This is a genomic window from Metabacillus crassostreae, from assembly GCF_016908395.1.
GTDB classification, from domain to species: Bacteria; Bacillota; Bacilli; order Bacillales; family Bacillaceae; genus Metabacillus; species Metabacillus crassostreae.
Genome location: NZ_JAFBDU010000010.1, coordinates 16,501 through 35,665, shown reverse-complemented (window position 1 = coordinate 35,665; position 19,165 = coordinate 16,501). Strand labels below are relative to the sequence as shown.

13 protein-coding genes are annotated in these 19,165 nt (G+C 35.1%); 11 read left to right on the top strand and 2 right to left on the bottom strand.

Going from position 1 to position 19,165, the window contains the following annotated elements; genetic code table 11:
- Positions 1 to 1,137, top strand: coding sequence for a mannitol-1-phosphate 5-dehydrogenase (locus tag JOC75_RS20695; RefSeq protein WP_204955874.1), 1,137 nt, complete (start codon positions 1 to 3; stop codon positions 1,135 to 1,137).
- Between the two features lie 128 nt (positions 1,138 to 1,265).
- On the opposite strand, the gene JOC75_RS20690 is transcribed toward JOC75_RS20695, so the two are convergent.
- Complete coding sequence (locus JOC75_RS20690) at positions 1,266 to 2,561, bottom strand: aminotransferase class I/II-fold pyridoxal phosphate-dependent enzyme (RefSeq protein WP_204955873.1); 1,296 nt, start codon at positions 2,559 to 2,561, stop codon at positions 1,266 to 1,268.
- 384 nt (positions 2,562 to 2,945) lie between these two features.
- Between JOC75_RS20690 and cls the strand changes: the two genes are divergently transcribed.
- Positions 2,946 to 4,394: a cardiolipin synthase gene (cls, locus tag JOC75_RS20685; protein WP_204955872.1), complete on the top strand. Its 1,449-nt coding sequence runs from the start codon at positions 2,946 to 2,948 to the stop codon at positions 4,392 to 4,394.
- A gap of 645 nt (positions 4,395 to 5,039) precedes the next feature.
- On the opposite strand, the gene JOC75_RS20680 is transcribed toward cls, so the two are convergent.
- The gene (locus JOC75_RS20680; RefSeq protein ID WP_204955871.1) at positions 5,040 to 5,885 is read right to left on the bottom strand and encodes a TetR/AcrR family transcriptional regulator; all 846 of its coding nucleotides are present in this window, start codon (positions 5,883 to 5,885) and stop codon (positions 5,040 to 5,042) included.
- A 372-nt stretch (positions 5,886 to 6,257) separates the two neighbouring features.
- Between JOC75_RS20680 and JOC75_RS20675 the strand changes: the two genes are divergently transcribed.
- The 9 genes from JOC75_RS20675 (at position 6,258) to JOC75_RS20635 (ending at position 18,942) form a co-directional block, all read left to right on the top strand.
- Positions 6,258 to 9,431, top strand: a complete 3,174-nt coding sequence (locus JOC75_RS20675; protein WP_204955870.1) for an efflux RND transporter permease subunit — start codon at positions 6,258 to 6,260, stop codon at positions 9,429 to 9,431.
- A gap of 292 nt (positions 9,432 to 9,723) precedes the next feature.
- The gene (locus JOC75_RS20670) at positions 9,724 to 10,530 is read left to right on the top strand and encodes a pyruvate, water dikinase regulatory protein (protein ID WP_204955869.1); all 807 of its coding nucleotides are present in this window, start codon (positions 9,724 to 9,726) and stop codon (positions 10,528 to 10,530) included.
- 4 nt (positions 10,531 to 10,534) lie between these two features.
- The gene (gene ppdK, locus JOC75_RS20665; RefSeq protein ID WP_204955868.1) at positions 10,535 to 13,204 is read left to right on the top strand and encodes a pyruvate, phosphate dikinase; all 2,670 of its coding nucleotides are present in this window, start codon (positions 10,535 to 10,537) and stop codon (positions 13,202 to 13,204) included.
- Between the two features lie 828 nt (positions 13,205 to 14,032).
- Positions 14,033 to 14,656 (top strand): DUF47 domain-containing protein, encoded by a 624-nt coding sequence (locus tag JOC75_RS20660; RefSeq protein WP_204955867.1) that lies wholly within the window; start codon positions 14,033 to 14,035, stop codon positions 14,654 to 14,656.
- Between the two features lie 14 nt (positions 14,657 to 14,670).
- Positions 14,671 to 15,669: an inorganic phosphate transporter gene (locus JOC75_RS20655; RefSeq protein ID WP_204955866.1), complete on the top strand. Its 999-nt coding sequence runs from the start codon at positions 14,671 to 14,673 to the stop codon at positions 15,667 to 15,669.
- 113 nt (positions 15,670 to 15,782) lie between these two features.
- Positions 15,783 to 15,956, top strand: a complete 174-nt coding sequence (locus JOC75_RS20650; RefSeq protein WP_204955865.1) for a hypothetical protein — start codon at positions 15,783 to 15,785, stop codon at positions 15,954 to 15,956.
- A 430-nt stretch (positions 15,957 to 16,386) separates the two neighbouring features.
- The gene (locus JOC75_RS20645; protein ID WP_204955864.1) at positions 16,387 to 17,973 is read left to right on the top strand and encodes a peptide chain release factor 3; all 1,587 of its coding nucleotides are present in this window, start codon (positions 16,387 to 16,389) and stop codon (positions 17,971 to 17,973) included.
- A 248-nt stretch (positions 17,974 to 18,221) separates the two neighbouring features.
- The gene (locus JOC75_RS20640) at positions 18,222 to 18,671 is read left to right on the top strand and encodes a GNAT family N-acetyltransferase (RefSeq protein WP_204955863.1); all 450 of its coding nucleotides are present in this window, start codon (positions 18,222 to 18,224) and stop codon (positions 18,669 to 18,671) included.
- A 37-nt stretch (positions 18,672 to 18,708) separates the two neighbouring features.
- Entirely contained in the window at positions 18,709 to 18,942 is a 234-nt protein-coding gene (locus tag JOC75_RS20635) for a DUF2198 family protein (RefSeq protein WP_204955862.1), read from the top strand.
- The last annotated feature ends 223 nt before the right edge of the window (positions 18,943 to 19,165 follow it).

Genomic DNA, 19,165 nt, shown 5'->3' with positions numbered 1-19,165 from the left:
TTGAAGGCAACTCACTTTGGTGCTGGTAATATTGGTCGCGGCTTTATCGGGCTATTATTACATCAATCAGGATATCATGTTGAATTTGTTGATGTGAATGAAGCATTGATAGATGAACTTAATAAAGAAAAATCTTACCGTGTGATTCTTGCAAATGAAGAAAAACAGGAGTTTTTTGTTGAAAATGTTTCAGGAATTAATAGTCAACAATCTCCTGATACGGTGATAAATTCGATCGCAACAGCTGATATGGTTACTACAGCTGTAGGTCCACATATATTGAAATTTGTTGCTCCTTTGATTGCTGAAGGTTTAAAAAAGCGTAAGCAAGTTGGTGGTAATCCACTTAACATAATTGCTTGTGAAAATATGGTCGGAGGAAGCAGTGAGCTGCAAAAGCATGTTCTTGAAAAGCTGAATGATGAAGAAAAAGCTTGGACCCTGGAGCATATTGGTTTTCCAAATTCAGCAGTTGATCGAATTGTACCAAATCAAAAAAATGAACGTTTATTAGATGTACTTGTTGAACCATTTCATGAATGGGTAATCGATTCAACACAAATAAAAGGTGAACAACCAAATGTTGAAGAAGCATTATTTGTTGATAATCTATCAGCATATATTGAGCGTAAGCTATTCACTGTGAACACAGGACATGCAGCAACTGCATATTTAGGCAATTTAGCTGGCTTTGCTACTGTTGCTGAAGCAATTGCAAATGAAGAGGTTAAAGAAGATGTTCTTGGTACTTTAAAAGAAACAGGCAGTGTGCTAGTTTCTAAATACGGTTTTAACGAAAATGAGCATCAAGCTTATATTCAAAAAATAATTGGTCGATTCGCTAATCCTTATATTGTAGATGATGTACAACGTGTTGGAAGAGCGCCAATTCGTAAGCTTGGACCAAAAGACCGTTTAGTGGCACCAGCTTTAGAATACTTAGAAGAATTCAAGGAAGTACCAGATCATCTTGTAAAAGTAATCGTTGCTGCACTTCAATTCGTTTCCGAGGAAGATCAAGAATCAATTGATCTAAAGAAGATGATCGAGGAAAAAGGGACAGCACGTGCTTTTAGTGAGATTTCAGGCTTAGCTGAGACTCATCCGTTAGTGAAGGAAGTAGAAGAGAAGATTTAATCGACAAAAACCGGGTGGTGACAGGCACCTGTATCTGCAAAAAAAAGTCGCCTATGTAGAGAAGGCGACTTTTTTATTTGAGTTATCTGATCGACCTTAGTCGACAAAAACCGGGTAGTGACAGGCACCTATTTCTGCAGGTCTTCAGCACCTTGTGCAATTAAGTCAAATAGTTCTTCGATGTCTTCAGCTTCTACGCATGAGAAAGCGATGCGCAGGTCTGTGGAGTTGATGGAGATTGTTCCGACACCGTATTTGTCTAGTAGGTGTAAGCGTAATTCTTCAGCATTTATGCTGTGAAGCTTTAAGCACATGAAGTATCCTGAGTTGAATGGATAGTACGTCCAGTACTTTTGGAATTCTTCTTTGTTTAGCACTTCTTTTGTTTTATCCGCACGGCTTTTCATTAACGCAAACTTTTGCTCTTTTTCTACGTCAAACTCGTTTGATTGTAGTGATTGTAAAATAATCGATTGTGAAGGATGGGAGCTGCTTGAGATTGTTCCTCTGATAAGACCCTTCGTTTTTTGCTCAAGTGCATTTAGAATTGCCGCACTTTTACTTGCATATGTGATAAAGCCAACACGAAATCCCCATACGTAGTTTTCCTTCGTTGCTCCATCAATTTTAACTGGTAGTATTCTAGGATGAACATCAGCTAATAAACTGAAAATTGATTCTGTCATCGAATCTTCATAAAATAATCCAAAATAAGCATCGTCAATAAGTGCCACTATATTTAAACCAGCTTCAGCAGCTTCAGTTAAAACAGACACAATTTCCTTTGCTTCTGATTCTAGTGGTGTATAGCCTGTTGGATTGTTAGGGAAGTTTAGTAAAACAACCACTTTACCAGCAGAACTGTGTGAATGTATAGCTTCTTTTAATCCAGCACTATTAAATCCTTCTGCTTCATTAAATAAAGGAAAAGTTGTAACTGTGCCCCCGCGACGAACTTTAAATGTTAAGTTGTAGTTGCCCCAATATTTATCAGGTAAAATAACGGGTGTACCTTCGTCAACAAATAAGTCAGCTGCAATACTTAAACCATGTGTTAGTGCATTTGTTACGATAGGATTTCCTACGATTTCACCATTTAAGCTTGGATTATCTTTTAGTATTTTCTTTTTCCACTCTTTACGTAAATCTTCTTTTCCTTGTGGTGGTGCATAAGGGAAAAGGTCCTTAGCAGCGACTCTATCTCCGAAAAGATCTTGTATATGCTGAAAATGCATTGGTTCATTGTTTTCCGTTGCGATACCGATCGTCGCATTAAATCGATGTGCCTTTTTACCAGCTTCCGCTGATTGACTCAAAATACCCTTTGGATAAAACATTTCTTTTCCGAGCTGTGATAGCATATCGTATACATATTCATTTTCTTCTTTAACAGCTTGATTTAGCGATTGAGCTAATTCATTCATGCTCTACTTCACCTCTATAATTAATAAGTATTTTGAAAATTCATTAAGTGATATTTTATCATAGTAAAGGTTGTTCTCACAGTGGTATTTCAACATTTTAGTGAAAATTAAAGTCACAATTTGACACAAGTTTTTGTGAGGAAATAACCGAATGTCTTAAGCTTCTACAATTTCAGGAAATGAAGCGTTTTATTACAGAGCATACATTCAACCAATATCTAAGATAACCAGTTTTACGCTAAAATATCTTATGACACTTTATGGAAAATAACCTTTGTTAGCATATAATATACTTAAGGATATAAGATAGCGATACCCTTTACAAGTTAATTCATCATAAAGAAGCATGAACCTTTAAGTTAGAAACGATTGAGGAGATATATAATGAATATTGTATCAGTATTACTTGGTGTAATCATTGTTTTGAATATCTTATTTGCTGTTATTGTGATTTTTCGGGAACGAAGAGATGCACCTTCTTCATGGGCATGGCTGCTTGTGTTGTTTTTTATCCCGGTATTAGGCTTTTTATTGTATTTATTATTTGGGCAAAATTTAAGTCGCTATCGGATGTTTCAATGGGAAGATCGTAAAAGGCTTGGCATTGAGAAATTATTAGCAACACAGCTAGAGCACATCAGAAACAATACGTTTGAGCTTCAAGCCGACACAGCGATACATCATAAACAACTTATTAATATGCATGTAACAAATAATGATGCTGTTTTAACAGAAGATAATTCTATTGATATTTTTACAGATGGAAATGAGAAATTTGATCAGCTTCTTCAAGATATTAATGAAGCAAAACATCATATTCATTTGCAATATTATATTTTAAAAAATGATCAGCTTGGTAAGCGGCTTCTTTCTGCATTAACAACAAAAGCAGAGGAGGGAGTGAAGGTTAGAGTTTTATACGATGATCTCGGATCGCGGGGCTTAAGGCCCTCATTTTTCCGGAAGCTTCGAGCGGCAGAAGGTGAAGTTGAAGTATTTTTTCCATCAAAATTAAGGTGGATCAATTTGCGAATGAATTATCGTAATCATCGCAAGCTTGTGATCATTGATGGAAGCATTGGTTATGTTGGTGGCTTCAATGTGGGTGATGAATATTTAAGCTTAAATCCTACATTTGGCTATTGGCGTGACACACATTTACGTATTCAAGGAACAGCTGTACATGCGATTCAAACACGATTTATCCTAGATTGGAATCAAGCAACAGAAAAAAGATGTATTGCTTACTCACCAGAGCTATTTCCAAGTCCAGTAGTTACAGGGGAAAGTAGTATACAGATCGTGACTAGTGGTCCTGATTCTGAATGGGAGCAAATCAAAAATGGCTACATAAAAATGATTTCAACAGCGCAGAAATCAATTTATATCCAAACACCTTATTTTATTCCTGATGCAAGTCTTTTAGATGCATTAAAAATTGCCTGCTTATCAGGTGTGAAGGTTGAATTAATGATCCCAAATAAACCAGATCATCCCTTTGTCTATTGGGCCACACTGTCATATGTAGGTGAACTATTAAATTCTGGAGCAAAGGTTTACATATATGAGAACGGCTTTATTCATGCAAAAACAATTGTGGTAGATGATGAGATTTCCTCAGTTGGGACAGCCAATATTGATGTTAGAAGCTTTAAGCTGAATTTCGAAGTGAATGCTTTTATTTATGACCGAAAGATTTCCTTGCAGCTTGTTGACGCTTTTCGGAAAGATGTGGCACTATCACGTGTTTTAACTCTAGAAGCTTATCTTCAAAGAACACGAAGAATTCGGTTCAAAGAATCTGTATCACGCCTGCTGTCTCCGATTTTATGATTGCTAAGAAAGTGAATTTGGTGTGCTCCCATAACTTGGGGGCTTTTTTTATGGTGTATTCTTTTTGTAATGAGGTGGAGAGGGGGCGGTTTTTGTCGAAAATAGTCTAATCGCTGATAAATTCGGAAAATCGCTGATAAGTCCGGAAAATCGCCGATAAATCCAGAAAATCGCTGATAAATCCAGAAAAGACTTACTGACAAATCAGCCGCAATCCTAAGATATATATATAAATCAATGATAAAGTGATTGCAGCTTGCTCGAGGTGTGAAAAAGTGAACGTTATACTCGTAATCGGTGCATGAACAAATTAGATCCAGCCTACTTTTACTAAGATATTTAAAAATTTAGTTAGTCGTAAGTGCATTTTTAATTAAGAGCTGTTTTCGTAAAATTTATTGTTTTTTGGATCATGATGGAAACAACTCTGTATAAAGGCTAGTGGCATCTTTTCTTCTACAAATTTGCACCTTTTATGCGATAACACACTGGTTGCAACAGATAATGAGGTCTAAAAGCAACAATCTTTCAGAAAAGAGCCTAAACAAAAAGCCCTTTGATTAGTCAAAAAACATCTACCAATAAATATTACACTGACTTTACAATACAAAAAAACTAGCGAATTCATATCCGCTAGTTACTTCCTCATAGTTCGAAATAGTCTTTTATTTGATTTCGTAATGGTCGTAGCTGAGATTTTTCGGGTATGTTGTTGATCATTCCTTGGATAACAGGGAGTCTTGGTTTGTCTCTTTTTAGTTCATCCTCGATTACTTCAAGTGTGATGGTTAAATTTTCGTCTTCTGTTTCTTGGATGGCTTTTGCTAGCTGTTGAAGTAATGCATCTTTATTAGACGTGATCAGTGGTTCTGAGTGCTTTGTGATCCAGTCTAATGTAATAATTGGTTCTTCTTTTGATACTTTGTAGCCAGAGGCCAAGTCGTCCATTCGGTTCATGATATAGATTGATAGCTTTCTTACATCTATGGATGATTGTTCGAAAATAATTAATTTTAGATATGACTGTATAATTCCTTGAAGGATTATGTTTAAGTCATACATATAAGCACTGATCGAGGTACCGTATAGTCTTGTGAGTGATTGATGATAGAGATTTCCAATTTCGTAGCCCATTTTACGAATGAAATCTTCTACCTCTGTATTAATTGGTGTTGTTTGCTCTCTAAATTGCATAATAATAAAATCTTTGTGTCTATTGATTTCTTCGAATTGGATTGTAAGCTGATTTATGAATGCTTCTCGAGGATCAACACCTTCTATATCGATGGAGTCAATTTTTGATTTTATCATATTAAATTGATACTTAAAGGCTGCAAGTAGTAAAGCATCTTTAGATTTAAAGTGAAGATAAAATGCTCCCTTAGACATTCCGCATGCATCAACAATTTCTTGAATCGATGTTGTTGAGTAGCCCTTTTTAGCAAATAATCTGCTACCTGCTTCGATGATCATTTTTTCTTTAGCGTTCATGACAATCTCCTTTTAAGGATATTTACGTAATCTTTGCTGCTTTTAGAAATTTAAAAGTAATAGCACTATATATAGTTTTGTGGCATCTTTTCTTCTAAAAATCGTTTCTTTTATAAGATAAAACATTGTTTCTAATAAATTATGAGGTCTATTAGCAACAATACTTCAGAAAAGAGCCCTTTTAAAGCTTATCTATTTTAGTACCATTTATCTATTTGATGTCACCTCTTTTTTGTAATTCATGACCATTCGTTCACAATTTACAAAAAGTTAATATGGTATTTACGATATATTCATTGACGAATGACCGACTAGTCATTTATATTATTATATATTGTGACCTAGTAGTCAATGAAAAAAATGGAGGGTAATATGAATAGCTTAATTAATTTCGTGCTTAAAAACAAGTTTGCAGTATGGCTGCTTACGATTATTGTAACTGTAGCTGGTTTATATTCTGGGTTAAATATGAAGTTAGAAACAATACCTAATATTACTACCCCAATTATCTCTGTTACAACCGTCTATCCAGGTGCAACTCCTGAAGAGGTAGCAGATAACGTAACAGAACCAATTGAACAAACAGTATCAAATTTAAATGGAGTGAGCGTTGTTAGTTCAAATTCATTCCAAAATGCATCATCTATTCAAATAGAATATGGATTTGAAAAGGATATGGATGAAGCAGAAGATGAGTTAACTAGTATTCTAGCAAAGCTTGAATTACCAGAGGGTGCTAATGATCCTTCTGTTTCTAGAATTAGCTTAAATGCATTTCCGATCTTAGCATTAAGTATTGCTAATGATGATTTATCACTTGCAGAGCTTACAACAGAAGTAGAGGATAAAATTCTTCCAGCATTAAAAGGTGTTGATGGAGTTTCATCAGTTCAAGTATCTGGTCAACAAGTTGAGGAAATAGAGTTTTCTTTTAATGAAGAGAAAATGAAGGAATATGGTCTTGATGAAGAAACTGTTCAAAATATCATTAAAGGCGCAGATGTAAGTTTTCCTCTAGGTTTATACACATTAGATGATACGGAGAAATCTGTTGTTGTTGATGGGAATATTACAAATTTAGAAGATTTGCAAAACTTAGAAATACCTGTTATACCTTCAGCTGGTGCAGCACAGCAAGGAATGATGCCAAGTGAGCAGCAAGCTGGTATGACTGGTCAGTCACAAGCTGGGGCAGAAGCAGCTGATCAAGCACAAGCAGCTCAATCAATTGAGTTACCAACTGTTAAGTTATCAGAAATTGCTACCATTGAACTAGTTGGTAAAGCAGAATCTATTTCAAGAACGAATGGTAAAGAAGCAATAGGAATTCAAATTGTGAAATCTGCTGATGCAAACACAGTTGATGTGGCAAAGGAAGTAGCTGCAGAGTTAGCTGATTTTGAAGAAGAGATGTCAGGCTTAGACATTGTGTATACACTAGATCAAGCAACGCCGATCGAAGAATCTGTTCATACAATGCTAAGTAAAGCGTTATTTGGAGCTCTTTTCGCAGTTGTGATCATTCTCTTATTTTTAAGAGATATTAAATCAACGTTAATTTCAATCATCTCAATTCCGTTATCACTATTAATCGCGATTGTTCTTTTAAATCAAATGGATATCACGCTTAATATGATGACATTAGGGGCAATGACAGTTGCTATCGGCCGTGTTGTTGATGACTCGATCGTTGTTATTGAAAATATCTATCGAAGAATGTCTCTAAAAGGTGAAGTATTAAAAGGTAAAGCACTTGTTCGTGAAGCAACGAAGGAAATGTTTATACCGATTATGTCGTCAACAATCGTAACAATTGCGGTATTCCTTCCGTTAGCTTTAGTAAAAGGAATGATTGGTGAGTTATTCTTACCATTTGCTTTAACAATGGTATTTGCGCTATTAGCGTCATTATTAGTTGCCGTAACAATTGTACCAATGATGGCACATAGCTTGTTTAAGAAAAATTTATATGGTGAAGGCAAACAGCTGAAACAACATGATGATAAACCTGGAAAGCTTGCAGGGTCTTATCGAAAGATTTTAGAATGGACATTAAATCATAAGATTATTACATCAGCTATTGCGGTCTTAATGCTAGTTGGAAGCTTATTCTTAGTGCCGGTTATTGGTGTTAGTTTCTTATCATCTGAAGAAGAAAAAATGATGATGGTTACCTACAAACCAGAGCCTGGTGAAACAAGAGAACAAGCAGAAGAAATGACAGAAGTTGCAGAGAAATTCTTCCTAGATCGTGAACATGTGAAAACAGTTCAGTTTTCATTAGGAAGTGAAAATCCAATGAATCCTGGTGATACAAATAGTGCTTTATTCTTTGTAGAGTATGAAGATGATACACCAAACTTTACTGAAGAAAAAGAAAAGGTTATTGAAGATTTAACAGAAGAAGCATCTGGTGGTGGAGAATGGGCTTCACAGGATTTTGCATCTGCAGGAGCAAGCAATGCAATCACAATGTTTGTTTATGGTAATAGCATTGAAGACATTACACCTGTAGTTAATGACATTGAAGACATTATGAAAGATAATGATAATCTTAAAAATGTTGAAACAAGTATGTCTGAAACATATGAAGAGTACACATTTGTTGCAAATCAAGAGGAATTAAGTAAGCTTGGTTTATCAGCAGCACAAATCGGGATGGAGCTAAGTCCGACAAGAGAGCGTCCTGTTTTAACTAAGATTGAAAAAGACGGAGAAGAAGTAAATGTATATCTTCAAGTTGAAGAAGAAGAATACGAATCTGTTGATGATTTAACAGAAAAAACAATTACTTCACCTTTAGGTCAAACAGTAAAAATTGGTGATGTTGTCGAAGTGAAAGAAGGCGAAACATCTAATACGGTAACAAGACGTGATGGTAAAATTTACGTTCAAGTTTCAGGAGAAATTAAAACCGATGATGTTGCTAAAGTTTCATCTGATGTTCAAACAAAGGTTAGTGATTTAGACATTCCTTCATCGATTGAAGTAAATATGGGTGGAGTAACGGAAGATATCCAAGAATCATTTACTCAATTAGGATTAGCGATGCTTGCAGCGATTGCAATTGTATACCTTATCCTTGTTGTAACATTTGGTGGAGGTTTAGCACCACTTGCGATTCTATTCTCACTACCATTTACAATTATTGGAGCACTTGTAGGATTATTGATTGCAGGTGAAACATTGAGTGTGAATGCAATGATTGGTGCGTTAATGTTAATCGGTATTGTTGTAACAAATGCGATAGTATTAATTGACCGCGTTATTCATAAAGAAAAAGAAGGCTTAAGTACACGTGAAGCACTTCTAGAAGCGGGTACAACTAGACTACGTCCGATCCTTATGACAGCTATTGCAACAATTGGAGCGTTAATTCCATTAGCTCTAGGTCTTGAAGGAAGCGGAATGATTTCTAAAGGTCTAGGTGTAACAGTAATCGGTGGTCTAACAAGTTCAACATTGTTAACACTTGTCATTGTACCAATCGTATATGAAATGCTTAGTAAATTTAGAAAAAATAAATCATTAGTTGAAGAAGAATAAAGAGTGAAGGCCTGACATTTGTCAGGTCTTTTTTTTGAAAACAAACTAGATGAAAAAATCTCTCGTAACTACCATAAATGTGATACCCTTTGACCCCAATATCCCACACACTTCGTTTACTATCATCCACAAGTGCAAAAAACGAATAATTAAGCTTCACAGTATCAATAAAAAAACATGACAAAAAAGGTATTGCAGCAATTACTCAATGATGTTAATATAAAAAACAACTAATTAGTATAACACATTATAAATATTGTATAACTTAATAAAAAGCGTGGGGAGGTTTGATATGTCAAAAATCGTTTATGTTGTTTCTGATTCAGTTGGAGAAACAGCTGAGTTATTAGTAAAAGCTGTAGCAAGCCAGTTTAATGGCGGAGTAGTTGAGATTCAGCATTTTTCATATGTACAGGATATTGAAGATCTGGAACTAATACTTGCTCAAGCGAAAAAGAATGATGCGATTATCGCATATACGATTGTTGTTCCACTTTTAAAGCAATTTCTTGATGAAAAAGCTAAAGAAGAAGGAATTTTCGCTGTGGATTTAATGAATCCGCTCATGCACGCTTTTAGTACAAAGTTTAATAGTGAACCAAAAAGTGAACCAGGCTTGATGAGAAGATTGGATGAAAACTATTTTAGAAGAGTTGAAGCGATTGAATTTGCAGTTAAATATGATGATGGTCAAGATGTACGGGGAATTAAATCTGCAGACATAGTATTAATCGGTGTTTCACGAACATCAAAGACACCGCTTTCAATGTATTTAGCAAATAAGAGATTTAAGGTTGCTAATGTTCCATTAGTGCCAGAAATCGCACCACCTGAAGAGCTATTTACCATACCCAAAAGCAAATGTGTTGGTTTAGTTATTACACCTAATAAATTGAATGAAATCCGCATCGAACGACTAAAAAATTTAGGGTTAACAGCACAAGCTAATTATGCAAATTTAGGTCGTATTCTTGAAGAATTGGATTATGCTGAGAAAATTATGAAGCGCATAGGCTGTCCTGTTATTAATGTTTCAAATAAAGCTGTTGAAGAAACAGCTGATGTGATATTAGCAATGTTCAAAAAGAGAGGGGTATGATTTTATGAGTAAATTTGTTTATATGTTTAATGAAGGAAACAGTAATCAAAAGGAGCTTTTAGGAGGCAAAGGAGCCAACCTGGCTGAAATGACTAAAATAGGTCTTCCTGTTCCAGCTGGCTTTACTGTATCTACAAAGGCATGCCTTTCTTATTATGAACTGGGTCAATCGATTTCAGTAGAAATAGAGTTTCAAATCTTAGAAGCTCTTAAAAAGCTTGAAAAAGAAACAGGAAAAAAACTTGGTGATTCAGCAAATCCATTGTTGGTTTCTGTAAGATCTGGTGCAGTACATTCTATGCCAGGCATGATGGATACCGTTTTGAATCTAGGAATGAATGATGAAACAGCCCAAGGATTAGCTGAGCTAACAAATAATCCTCGTTTTGCATTTGATTGCTATAGAAGATTTATTCAGATGTTTAGTGATGTTGTACTGAAGGTAGATGCTTTTTATTTTGAACAGTGTGTAGAAGATACCAGAGAAGAAAAAGGATATAAATCAGATCCTGAGATGTCTGCAGCTGATTGGAAAGAAGTGATTGAGAAATACAAGATCATTGTGAAAAAGCACTCGAAAAAAATGTTTCCTCAAGATCCTAAGGAGCAGTTATTTCTTGCGGTAAATGCTGTGTTTGATTCTTGGAATAATCAACGAGCTGTTGTGTACCGCCGTCTTCAGAATATTCCTGGTGACTTGGGAACAGCAGTTAATATTCAAAGCATGGTATTTGGTAATATGGGCAATGATTCTGGAACTGGTGTAGCTTTTACTCGTAATCCTTCAACTGGTGAAGCGATGCTTTATGGAGAATACTTAATAAATGCACAAGGGGAAGATGTTGTTGCTGGCATTCGAACTCCTCAACCAATTGCTACCTTACAAGATGAAATGCCTACTGTTTATCAGCAATTCGTCGATACATCTGAGTTACTTGAAAAGCATTATAAAGATATGCAGGATATTGAATTTACAGTAGAACGTGGGCAACTTTTTATTCTCCAAACTAGAACTGGCAAGAGAACTGCACAAGCAGCGATTCGAATTGCAGTTGAAATGGTGAAAGAAAACATCATTTCTAAGCAGGAAGCTATTTTACGAGTTGATCCAGATCAATTAAATCAATTGCTTCATAGACAAATAGATGACTCTTCTGACAAAACAACACTTGCAAAAGGGCTACCAGCTTCACCTGGAGCAGCAACAGGTCAAGTTGTTTTTACTGCAGATGATGCAGAACGTTTATCACAAAATCATAAAAAGGTCATTCTCGTTCGACCTGAAACAACGCCAGATGATATTCATGGAATGATTGCCTCACAAGCTACCGTTACTAGTCGTGGAGGGATGACTAGTCATGCGGCAGTTGTGGCAAGAGGGATGGGCAAGGCGTGTATTTGTGGATGTGAAGGTTTGTCCATTGATTTAAAGAAAAAGCAATTTTCAGTAGGTGATACTGTCATAAATGAAGGAGACATTATTACGGTTGATGGCTCTACTGGTGAATTATTCTTAGGTGAAATTAAGATGATTGAGCCTCAGCTATCAGATGAATTTCAATTGTTATTAACCTGGGCTGATGAGGAAAGAAAGCTAGGAGTTAGGGCCAATGCAGACAATCCAGAAGATGCTAAAAAAGCACTTGAATTTGGCGCAGGTGGAATCGGGCTTTGTCGAACAGAGCATATGTTTATGGATCCCAAGCGAATACCAATCGTTCAGGAAATGATTTTAGCTGAAAATAATGAAGAACGAAATGAGGCACTTGAAAAGCTGCTTCCAATGCAGCAGGAGGATTTTGAGGGAATCTTTGAAGTGATGAATGGAAATCCTGTTACGATTCGGTTGCTAGATCCTCCTTTACATGAATTTTTACCTGATAAAGATGAATTACTTGTAGAAGTAACAAAGCTAAGGATGCTCAACAAACCTTCTACAGAGCTTCATGAAAAAGAAAGGCTGCTACGAAAGGTACGTCAATTGCACGAATTTAACCCAATGCTCGGACACAGAGGCTGTAGACTTGGATTAATTTTTCCTGAAATATATGTGATGCAAGCAAAAGCGATTTTTTATGCAATTACAAAAGTGACACAAAAAGGGATCAATGTTAAACCTGAAATTATGATTCCATTAGTTGGTCATGTTAATGAGTTAAAAGAAATAAGAAATCTAGTTCAAAGTGCGGAAATGGGAGTATCAGAGGAAACAGGACAGACATTCTCTTATTTAATCGGAACAATGATTGAAGTTCCAAGGGCAGCTTTAACCGCAGATTCTATTGCTGAAGTAGCAGACTTTTTCTCTTTTGGTACAAATGACTTAACACAAACAACATTTGGATACAGTCGTGATGATGCAGAAGGCAAATTCCTTCAAGCTTATATTGACCAAAAAATTCTCCAAGAAAACCCGTTTTCGTCCCTTGATGTCGAAGGTGTCGGAAAGCTCGTTGAAACAGGTGTAAAGCTTGGAAGACAAACAAAACCAAACTTAAAAACCGGCATTTGTGGAGAACATGGCGGAGAAAAGAAATCCATTCAATTTTGCCATGAAGTAGGATTAGATTATGTCAGCTGCTCACCATACCGAGTCCCACTAGCTAGACTAGCAGCAGCACAAGCGAATATTCGCCATTCGCAGGTAGAGCAAGCGCTCCAAGTTCAATTGTGATTTTGGAAAGTGATTTCTTTCGCTATTATGAACATTTAAACTGTGGAAATTTGCAAAGCTTGTGAAAACAGTCTTATAAGATCAGATTAGATATAAAAAAAATCAAATAAGATATCTTGGGCGTGAATTAAAAACGAATTCACGCTTTTAGTCTTGTTGATTTTACAATGTTTTGGACTATTTTTAATATTATTTTGAGCCATAATACAATTAGTTGAACATAAAGCACTCAGTTGAAAACAGGCCAAACATTACAGGGATTTTAGTATATAGATTATAAATTACTCCTTAAGAGATTCAGAGAAAACCTATACCAAATGTTTTAATTAGAAATCGATAAGAAGTAATATATAATTCTAATGGTCTATATGGATTATTGATATCCATCATCAAGATAAACTTAGTGAAATGGAGCGGAAGACACTCGACTCCTACGGGAATAGAGGAAAGGCTGAGACCCCGCAAGCGTAGCGAGGAGGCTCAGCTTCCTCCCCGTGGAAAGCGAGTGTCTGCAGCGCAATGAAACGAACTAGTTTCTACTTTAAACTACAATTTTGTATCTCTTCACAAAGTTTCCAATTGTTCTAAAACCCTCTAAAAAAAATATCCCAACTACAACATAAAATCTCCTTAATAATTTCATAGCGAAATCCAATAAGATAAGCTACAATTCTATTAATCTTACTCGACTTTTCATCAGCAGCGTTTTGCTCGAAAATATAGGGTGATAAGGGGCACTACTTTCAAAAAAATTATGATAGTAGTCATGTTTATTTCTTTTTGTACGTACTCTAATTACAGGACAAGTTGTTGATGGAGGAAAATGTTATGGTATTTTCAAAGGGTAAGAAAGATAAATTTTCAGAGCTGTTATTAAAAATCACAGACAATTTACAGCAAACAACCAAATATTGTTTACAACAAAAAATAACGAACCACCATGAATTACAGTTATTTTTAGAAACAGTTAAAGAGTATGAAACAACAGGAGATTCATTCATACATATCATTACAAAAGAACTGAATTCAACATTCATCACCCCTATTGATCGGGAAGATATTTTACAATTGGCTGTTGATTTAGATGATATTTTAGATGGTATCGAGCATATTGCTGCTTTACTTGAAATGTACTCTGTTACAAACTTAACAGATCATATGAAAAAGTTCATTGACATTATCCATCAATGTTCAATAGAAATTTCACATGCAATTGAATGTTTGTCACAAAAGAAATTACAGGAGATTTCACCGTATTCTTTAAAAATAAAAGAACTTGAATCGAACAGTGACAATTTATTGCGATTAGCGGTGAAAAATTTATTTGCCGTAGTGAAGGATCCTATTAAAATTATTCAACACAAGGATATTTACGAATCATTAGAAGGCATTGTGGATGATTGTCGTAAGGTATCAAATACATTAGATAGTATTGTGATGAAAAATGCGTAGAGGTAGAAGGTAGTATGGAAGAAACATTACTGATCACAGCCTTAATTGTCATCGGCGCATTAACATTTGATTTTATCAATGGCTTTCATGATACAGCTAATGCGATTGCAACAAGTGTATCAACAAAGGCATTAAAACCAAGGCAGGCGGTTTTACTCGCTGCAGTGATGAATTTCATTGGAGCACTAACATTCACGGGTGTTGCGAAGACAATAACAAGTGATATTGTGGATCCGTTTACACTGGAAAATGGATCGGTAGTCATTTTATCAGCTCTAATTTCGGCAATTTTCTGGGATCTGTTAACCTGGTATTACGGAATTCCAAGTAGTTCATCACATGCGATTATTGGGTCAATCGTTGGTGCAGCCATTGCTTCCTCAGGTTTTATTGGCATTAATTATTCTGGCTTTAGTAAGATTGTTCAAGCGTTATTATTATCACCCATATTAGCTTTTGTTGTAGGTTTTTTTGTTTATAGTTTGTTTAAAGTGATTTTTCGAAATCATTCTCTTACAAAGTCAAATAACCGATTCAGAAGATATCAAGTGTTAACTGCTGCATTTCAAGCATATACTCATGGAACGAATGATGCCCAAAAAGCAATGGGAATCATCACTCTTGCGTTAATCGCCAACAATTATCATGACTCAACAGAAATTCCTTTTTGGGTGCAATTTTCATGTGCGCTTGCCATGGGCCTCGGAACTTCAATTGGAGGTTGGCGAATTATTAAAACAGTAGGAAATAAAATTATGAAGATTCGACCAGTAAATGGTGTTGCAGCAGATATGTCTTCAGCTGCAATAATATTAGGTGCAACCATCTTTCATTTACCAGTAAGTACAACACATGTTATTTCCTCTGCGATTTTAGGTGTAGGAGCTTCACATCGTAGAAAAGGAGTTAACTGGGGAACAGCGCAAATGATGGTGATTACCTGGGTGATTACCTTACCAGCATCAGCCATTCTAGCAGGAATAGTCTATTATTTTCTCCAATTTTTCATGTGAGAAATATATTTCTAGCATACTATAAAATAATAACGCTATTTACACATTTCCCTGAATGATTTTTCTCATGTCTACATATAAATATGGACAAGGAGAATTGGGGGAGATTACAAATGAATGATCTTTTATTTTTAATTGTGTCACTTCTATTATTAAGCTTTATCACTGGAATGAAAATGCTAATCCATGTATGGAGTAAGAAATATGAGTATAAAAATGCGTGGGATTTAGTAGATGTAGATGACAGAAGAAATCAGTATAAAAGGAAATTAGGAAGAAATCGTTAAAAATTAATTACATCATGGTTAGTATTTATTAAAAAGCTATATTCTCTTTAGAAAAGGCTTGTTTCTACAAAATTTCCACAACCATATAATGTTTTATAGAAGCAGTAACTAATTAGGTTGATTTCAGTGGAAGGTGCAAGACTCACCACCTACCCTGCGAAATGCTAGCAACAGTATTGAAATCTATGTTTCAAGATTCCTGTAACGGAAATCAACCTACACTATGTTACATAGAAACTCAGTTGCAAAATTACACATAAAAGCTGACATTTATTGATGTCAGCTTTTATGTGTAATTTATTTTAAAAAATTGAGGGTATTTCTATGCAAACACATATATATATGTAAATGGATTTTCATAACAAATTGTTCTTTCTCTTGCTTTGTAGTATATTTGAAACACGAATTTATATAAAAGAGGTTATTGCTAATGAGCTTACAAAATGAAATAAATAAAAGACGTACGTTTGCTATTATCTCGCATCCGGATGCAGGGAAAACGACTTTAACCGAAAAATTACTTTTCTTTGGACAAATTATTCGTTCAACAGGAACAGTAAAAGGAAAAAAAACAGGAAAGTATGCAGCATCTGACTGGATGGAGATAGAGAAAAAACGTGGAATCTCTGTTACATCAAGTGTTATGAGCTTTCCGTATCATGATTTTCATGTAAACATTTTGGATACACCAGGACATGAAGATTTTAGTGAAGACACGTATCGAACATTAACTGCTGTTGATAGTGTTGTGATGATTATAGATTCTACAAAAGGTGTAGAGCCACAAACAATTAAACTGTTTAAAGTGTGTAGAATGAGAGGTATTCCAATCTTTACATTTATCAACAAGCTTGATCGTGAAGGTAGAGATCCATTAGAGCTTCTTTCTGAAATTGAAGAGGTGCTTGGAATTGAGTCATATCCAATGAACTGGCCTGTTGGAAGTGGTAAACGCTTCTTAGGTATTCATGATCGATTCAATAATAAATTTGTCCGTTTTAAAGGTGATGAAGAGGAAGAAATTATTCCTTTAGATGAAATTGCAGGCACTGATATTGAGGAAAGTGTTATTTATCAGGATACGCTAGGTGAGCTTGAGCTACTTGAAGAAGCTGGTAATGAATTTACTACTGAACGAGTTGAAAAAGGAGAGCTTACACCAGTATTCTTTGGTAGTGCTTTAGCAAACTTTGGTGTTCAAACGTTTTTTGATACATTTTTGCAATTTGCTGCACAGCCACAGCCACGAAAAACAGATCAAGGCTTAATTGAGCCTGAAAAAGATCAATTTTCTGGTTATATTTTCAAGATTCAAGCGAATATGAATCCAGCCCACCGTGATCGTATTGCCTTTTTCCGTGTATGCTCTGGAAAATTCGAGCGTGGTATGAGTGTAAATTTGAGCAGAACAAATAAAACAATCAAGCTGAATCAAACTCAAGCTTTTATGGCGAAAGATCGTGATACAGTAGATGAAGCATATCCAGGCGATATTATTGGGATTTATGATCCAAATATTTATCAAATTGGAGACACATTAATTGGTGGAAAAGAGTCTTATCAATATGAAGAATTACCTCAATTCCCACCAGAGTTATTTAAACGAGTTCAAGCGAAAAACGTAATGAAAGCCAAGCAGTTTAGAAAAGGCATTGAACAGCTTGTGCAAGAAGGTGCGATTCAGCTTTATCGCCAAGAACTGAATGATTCGATCATTTTAGGTGCAGTTGGGCAGCTACAATTTGAGGTTTTTGAATACCGTATGAAGGCAGAATATAATGTAGACATTGAGTTCACTGCTTTAGGAGAACGAATCCCACGTTGGATTAAAAGCGAGAAGTTTGAAAAACGCTTCTTTGATTCAAGAAGTATGCTAGTTCGTGACCGTTTTGGTGCGTATGCCGTGTTATTTGAGAACGAGTTTACGTTACGATACTTCCTTGAAAATCAAAAGGAAATTGAGCTTGTTGATTTATTAGAAGAAAATGACTATCAAGGTACAACATCACAAAAATAATGATCTTAGGCTATATGTGTAAAATTTGTTGCTTGGAGTAAATTGAAGGATATATCACTGTATAAAATCTAGTGGCATCTTCTCTAAATAATACCTTTTATAAGATAAAACACTGTTTTAAACTTGTTATTAGGTCAATTAGCAGCAATCTTTCAGAAAAAAGCCTGTCTCAAGAGGTTAATTCATTTCGAATTAGCCTCTTTTTCAATGCACATGTTATGATAAAGCTAAAAAGCGTGGGGATTATGTTGAACATTATTAAAGCAGAATTAACAGATCTGAATCAGGTTGCAACGCTATTTAATGATTATAGAATTTTTTATGATCAGCCTTCAAATATGGAAGGAGCAACATCTTTTATTAAAGAACGAATGACTATGAAGGAATCAGTAATTTTTCTAGCATTGGATGGAGAAATACCAATGGGATTTGTGCAATTATACCCGATTTTCACATCAGTTGGTATGAATCGTAAATGGCTGTTAAATGATTTGTTTGTTTCAGCAGACTATCGCCGTCATGGGGTGGGGAAAGCACTTATGAATGCAGCAAAAAAGCTTGCAGAAGAAACGAAAGCTGCAGGAATTTTATTAGAAACAACAAAAGATAATAACAAAGCACAAGCTCTTTATGAAAGTGTAGGTTATGAAAAAGAGGATTCTGTTTATTTCTACAATCTTTCTTTATCTAAATCTTAATTATTATAATTGATTTTATTTGAATAGGAGATTTCTAATGGTTTTAAAAGCAATCTTAGCTTTAACTTTACCTTTTTTACTTGTGTTACTTTTCACACGTGTTAGCTATAACCATTATGTTGGAACGGCATTAACAGCAGCTCTTTTACTAGCATCTTATTCAAGAGGATATGCAGATACATGGCTTATTATGGTTTTAGATTTTATCTCACTATCAGTTGGCTTTTTTTACGCCCGTAAAATGAAGGCAGATCTTATCAAGAAGAAATAGGTTTGACAAGCTACATAAAAAGGAATACTTAAAAGAGCTACTAGAAATAGCTCTTTTTTGAATTTACTAAACTAAGGATAAAGGTTTTTTTGAAACTATATTTCTTATGGGTATTAAAGAAGAAATACAATCACACTAAATGATCTAACTATTTAGAGAATGTTTTAGAATATAAGTTTTTTTAGAATATTTGCAGCAATAAATTTTATAAAAGCCATGTTAA

Bases quoted from the DNA above. Each gene is read 5' to 3' on its own strand.
- JOC75_RS20690 (WP_204955873.1), bottom strand. From the start codon at position 2,561: ATGAATGAATTAGCTCAATCGCTAAATCAAGCTGTTAAAGAAGAAAAT.
- cls (WP_204955872.1), top strand. From the start codon at position 2,946: ATGAATATTGTATCAGTATTACTTGGTGTAATCATTGTTTTGAATATC.
- JOC75_RS20680 (WP_204955871.1), bottom strand. From the start codon at position 5,885: ATGAACGCTAAAGAAAAAATGATCATCGAAGCAGGTAGCAGATTATTT.
- JOC75_RS20675 (WP_204955870.1), top strand. From the start codon at position 6,258: ATGAATAGCTTAATTAATTTCGTGCTTAAAAACAAGTTTGCAGTATGG.
- JOC75_RS20670 (WP_204955869.1), top strand. From the start codon at position 9,724: ATGTCAAAAATCGTTTATGTTGTTTCTGATTCAGTTGGAGAAACAGCT.
- ppdK (WP_204955868.1), top strand. From the start codon at position 10,535: ATGAGTAAATTTGTTTATATGTTTAATGAAGGAAACAGTAATCAAAAG.
- JOC75_RS20660 (WP_204955867.1), top strand. From the start codon at position 14,033: ATGGTATTTTCAAAGGGTAAGAAAGATAAATTTTCAGAGCTGTTATTA.
- JOC75_RS20655 (WP_204955866.1), top strand. From the start codon at position 14,671: ATGGAAGAAACATTACTGATCACAGCCTTAATTGTCATCGGCGCATTA.
- JOC75_RS20650 (WP_204955865.1), top strand. From the start codon at position 15,783: ATGAATGATCTTTTATTTTTAATTGTGTCACTTCTATTATTAAGCTTT.
- JOC75_RS20645 (WP_204955864.1), top strand. From the start codon at position 16,387: ATGAGCTTACAAAATGAAATAAATAAAAGACGTACGTTTGCTATTATC.
- JOC75_RS20635 (WP_204955862.1), top strand. From the start codon at position 18,709: ATGGTTTTAAAAGCAATCTTAGCTTTAACTTTACCTTTTTTACTTGTG.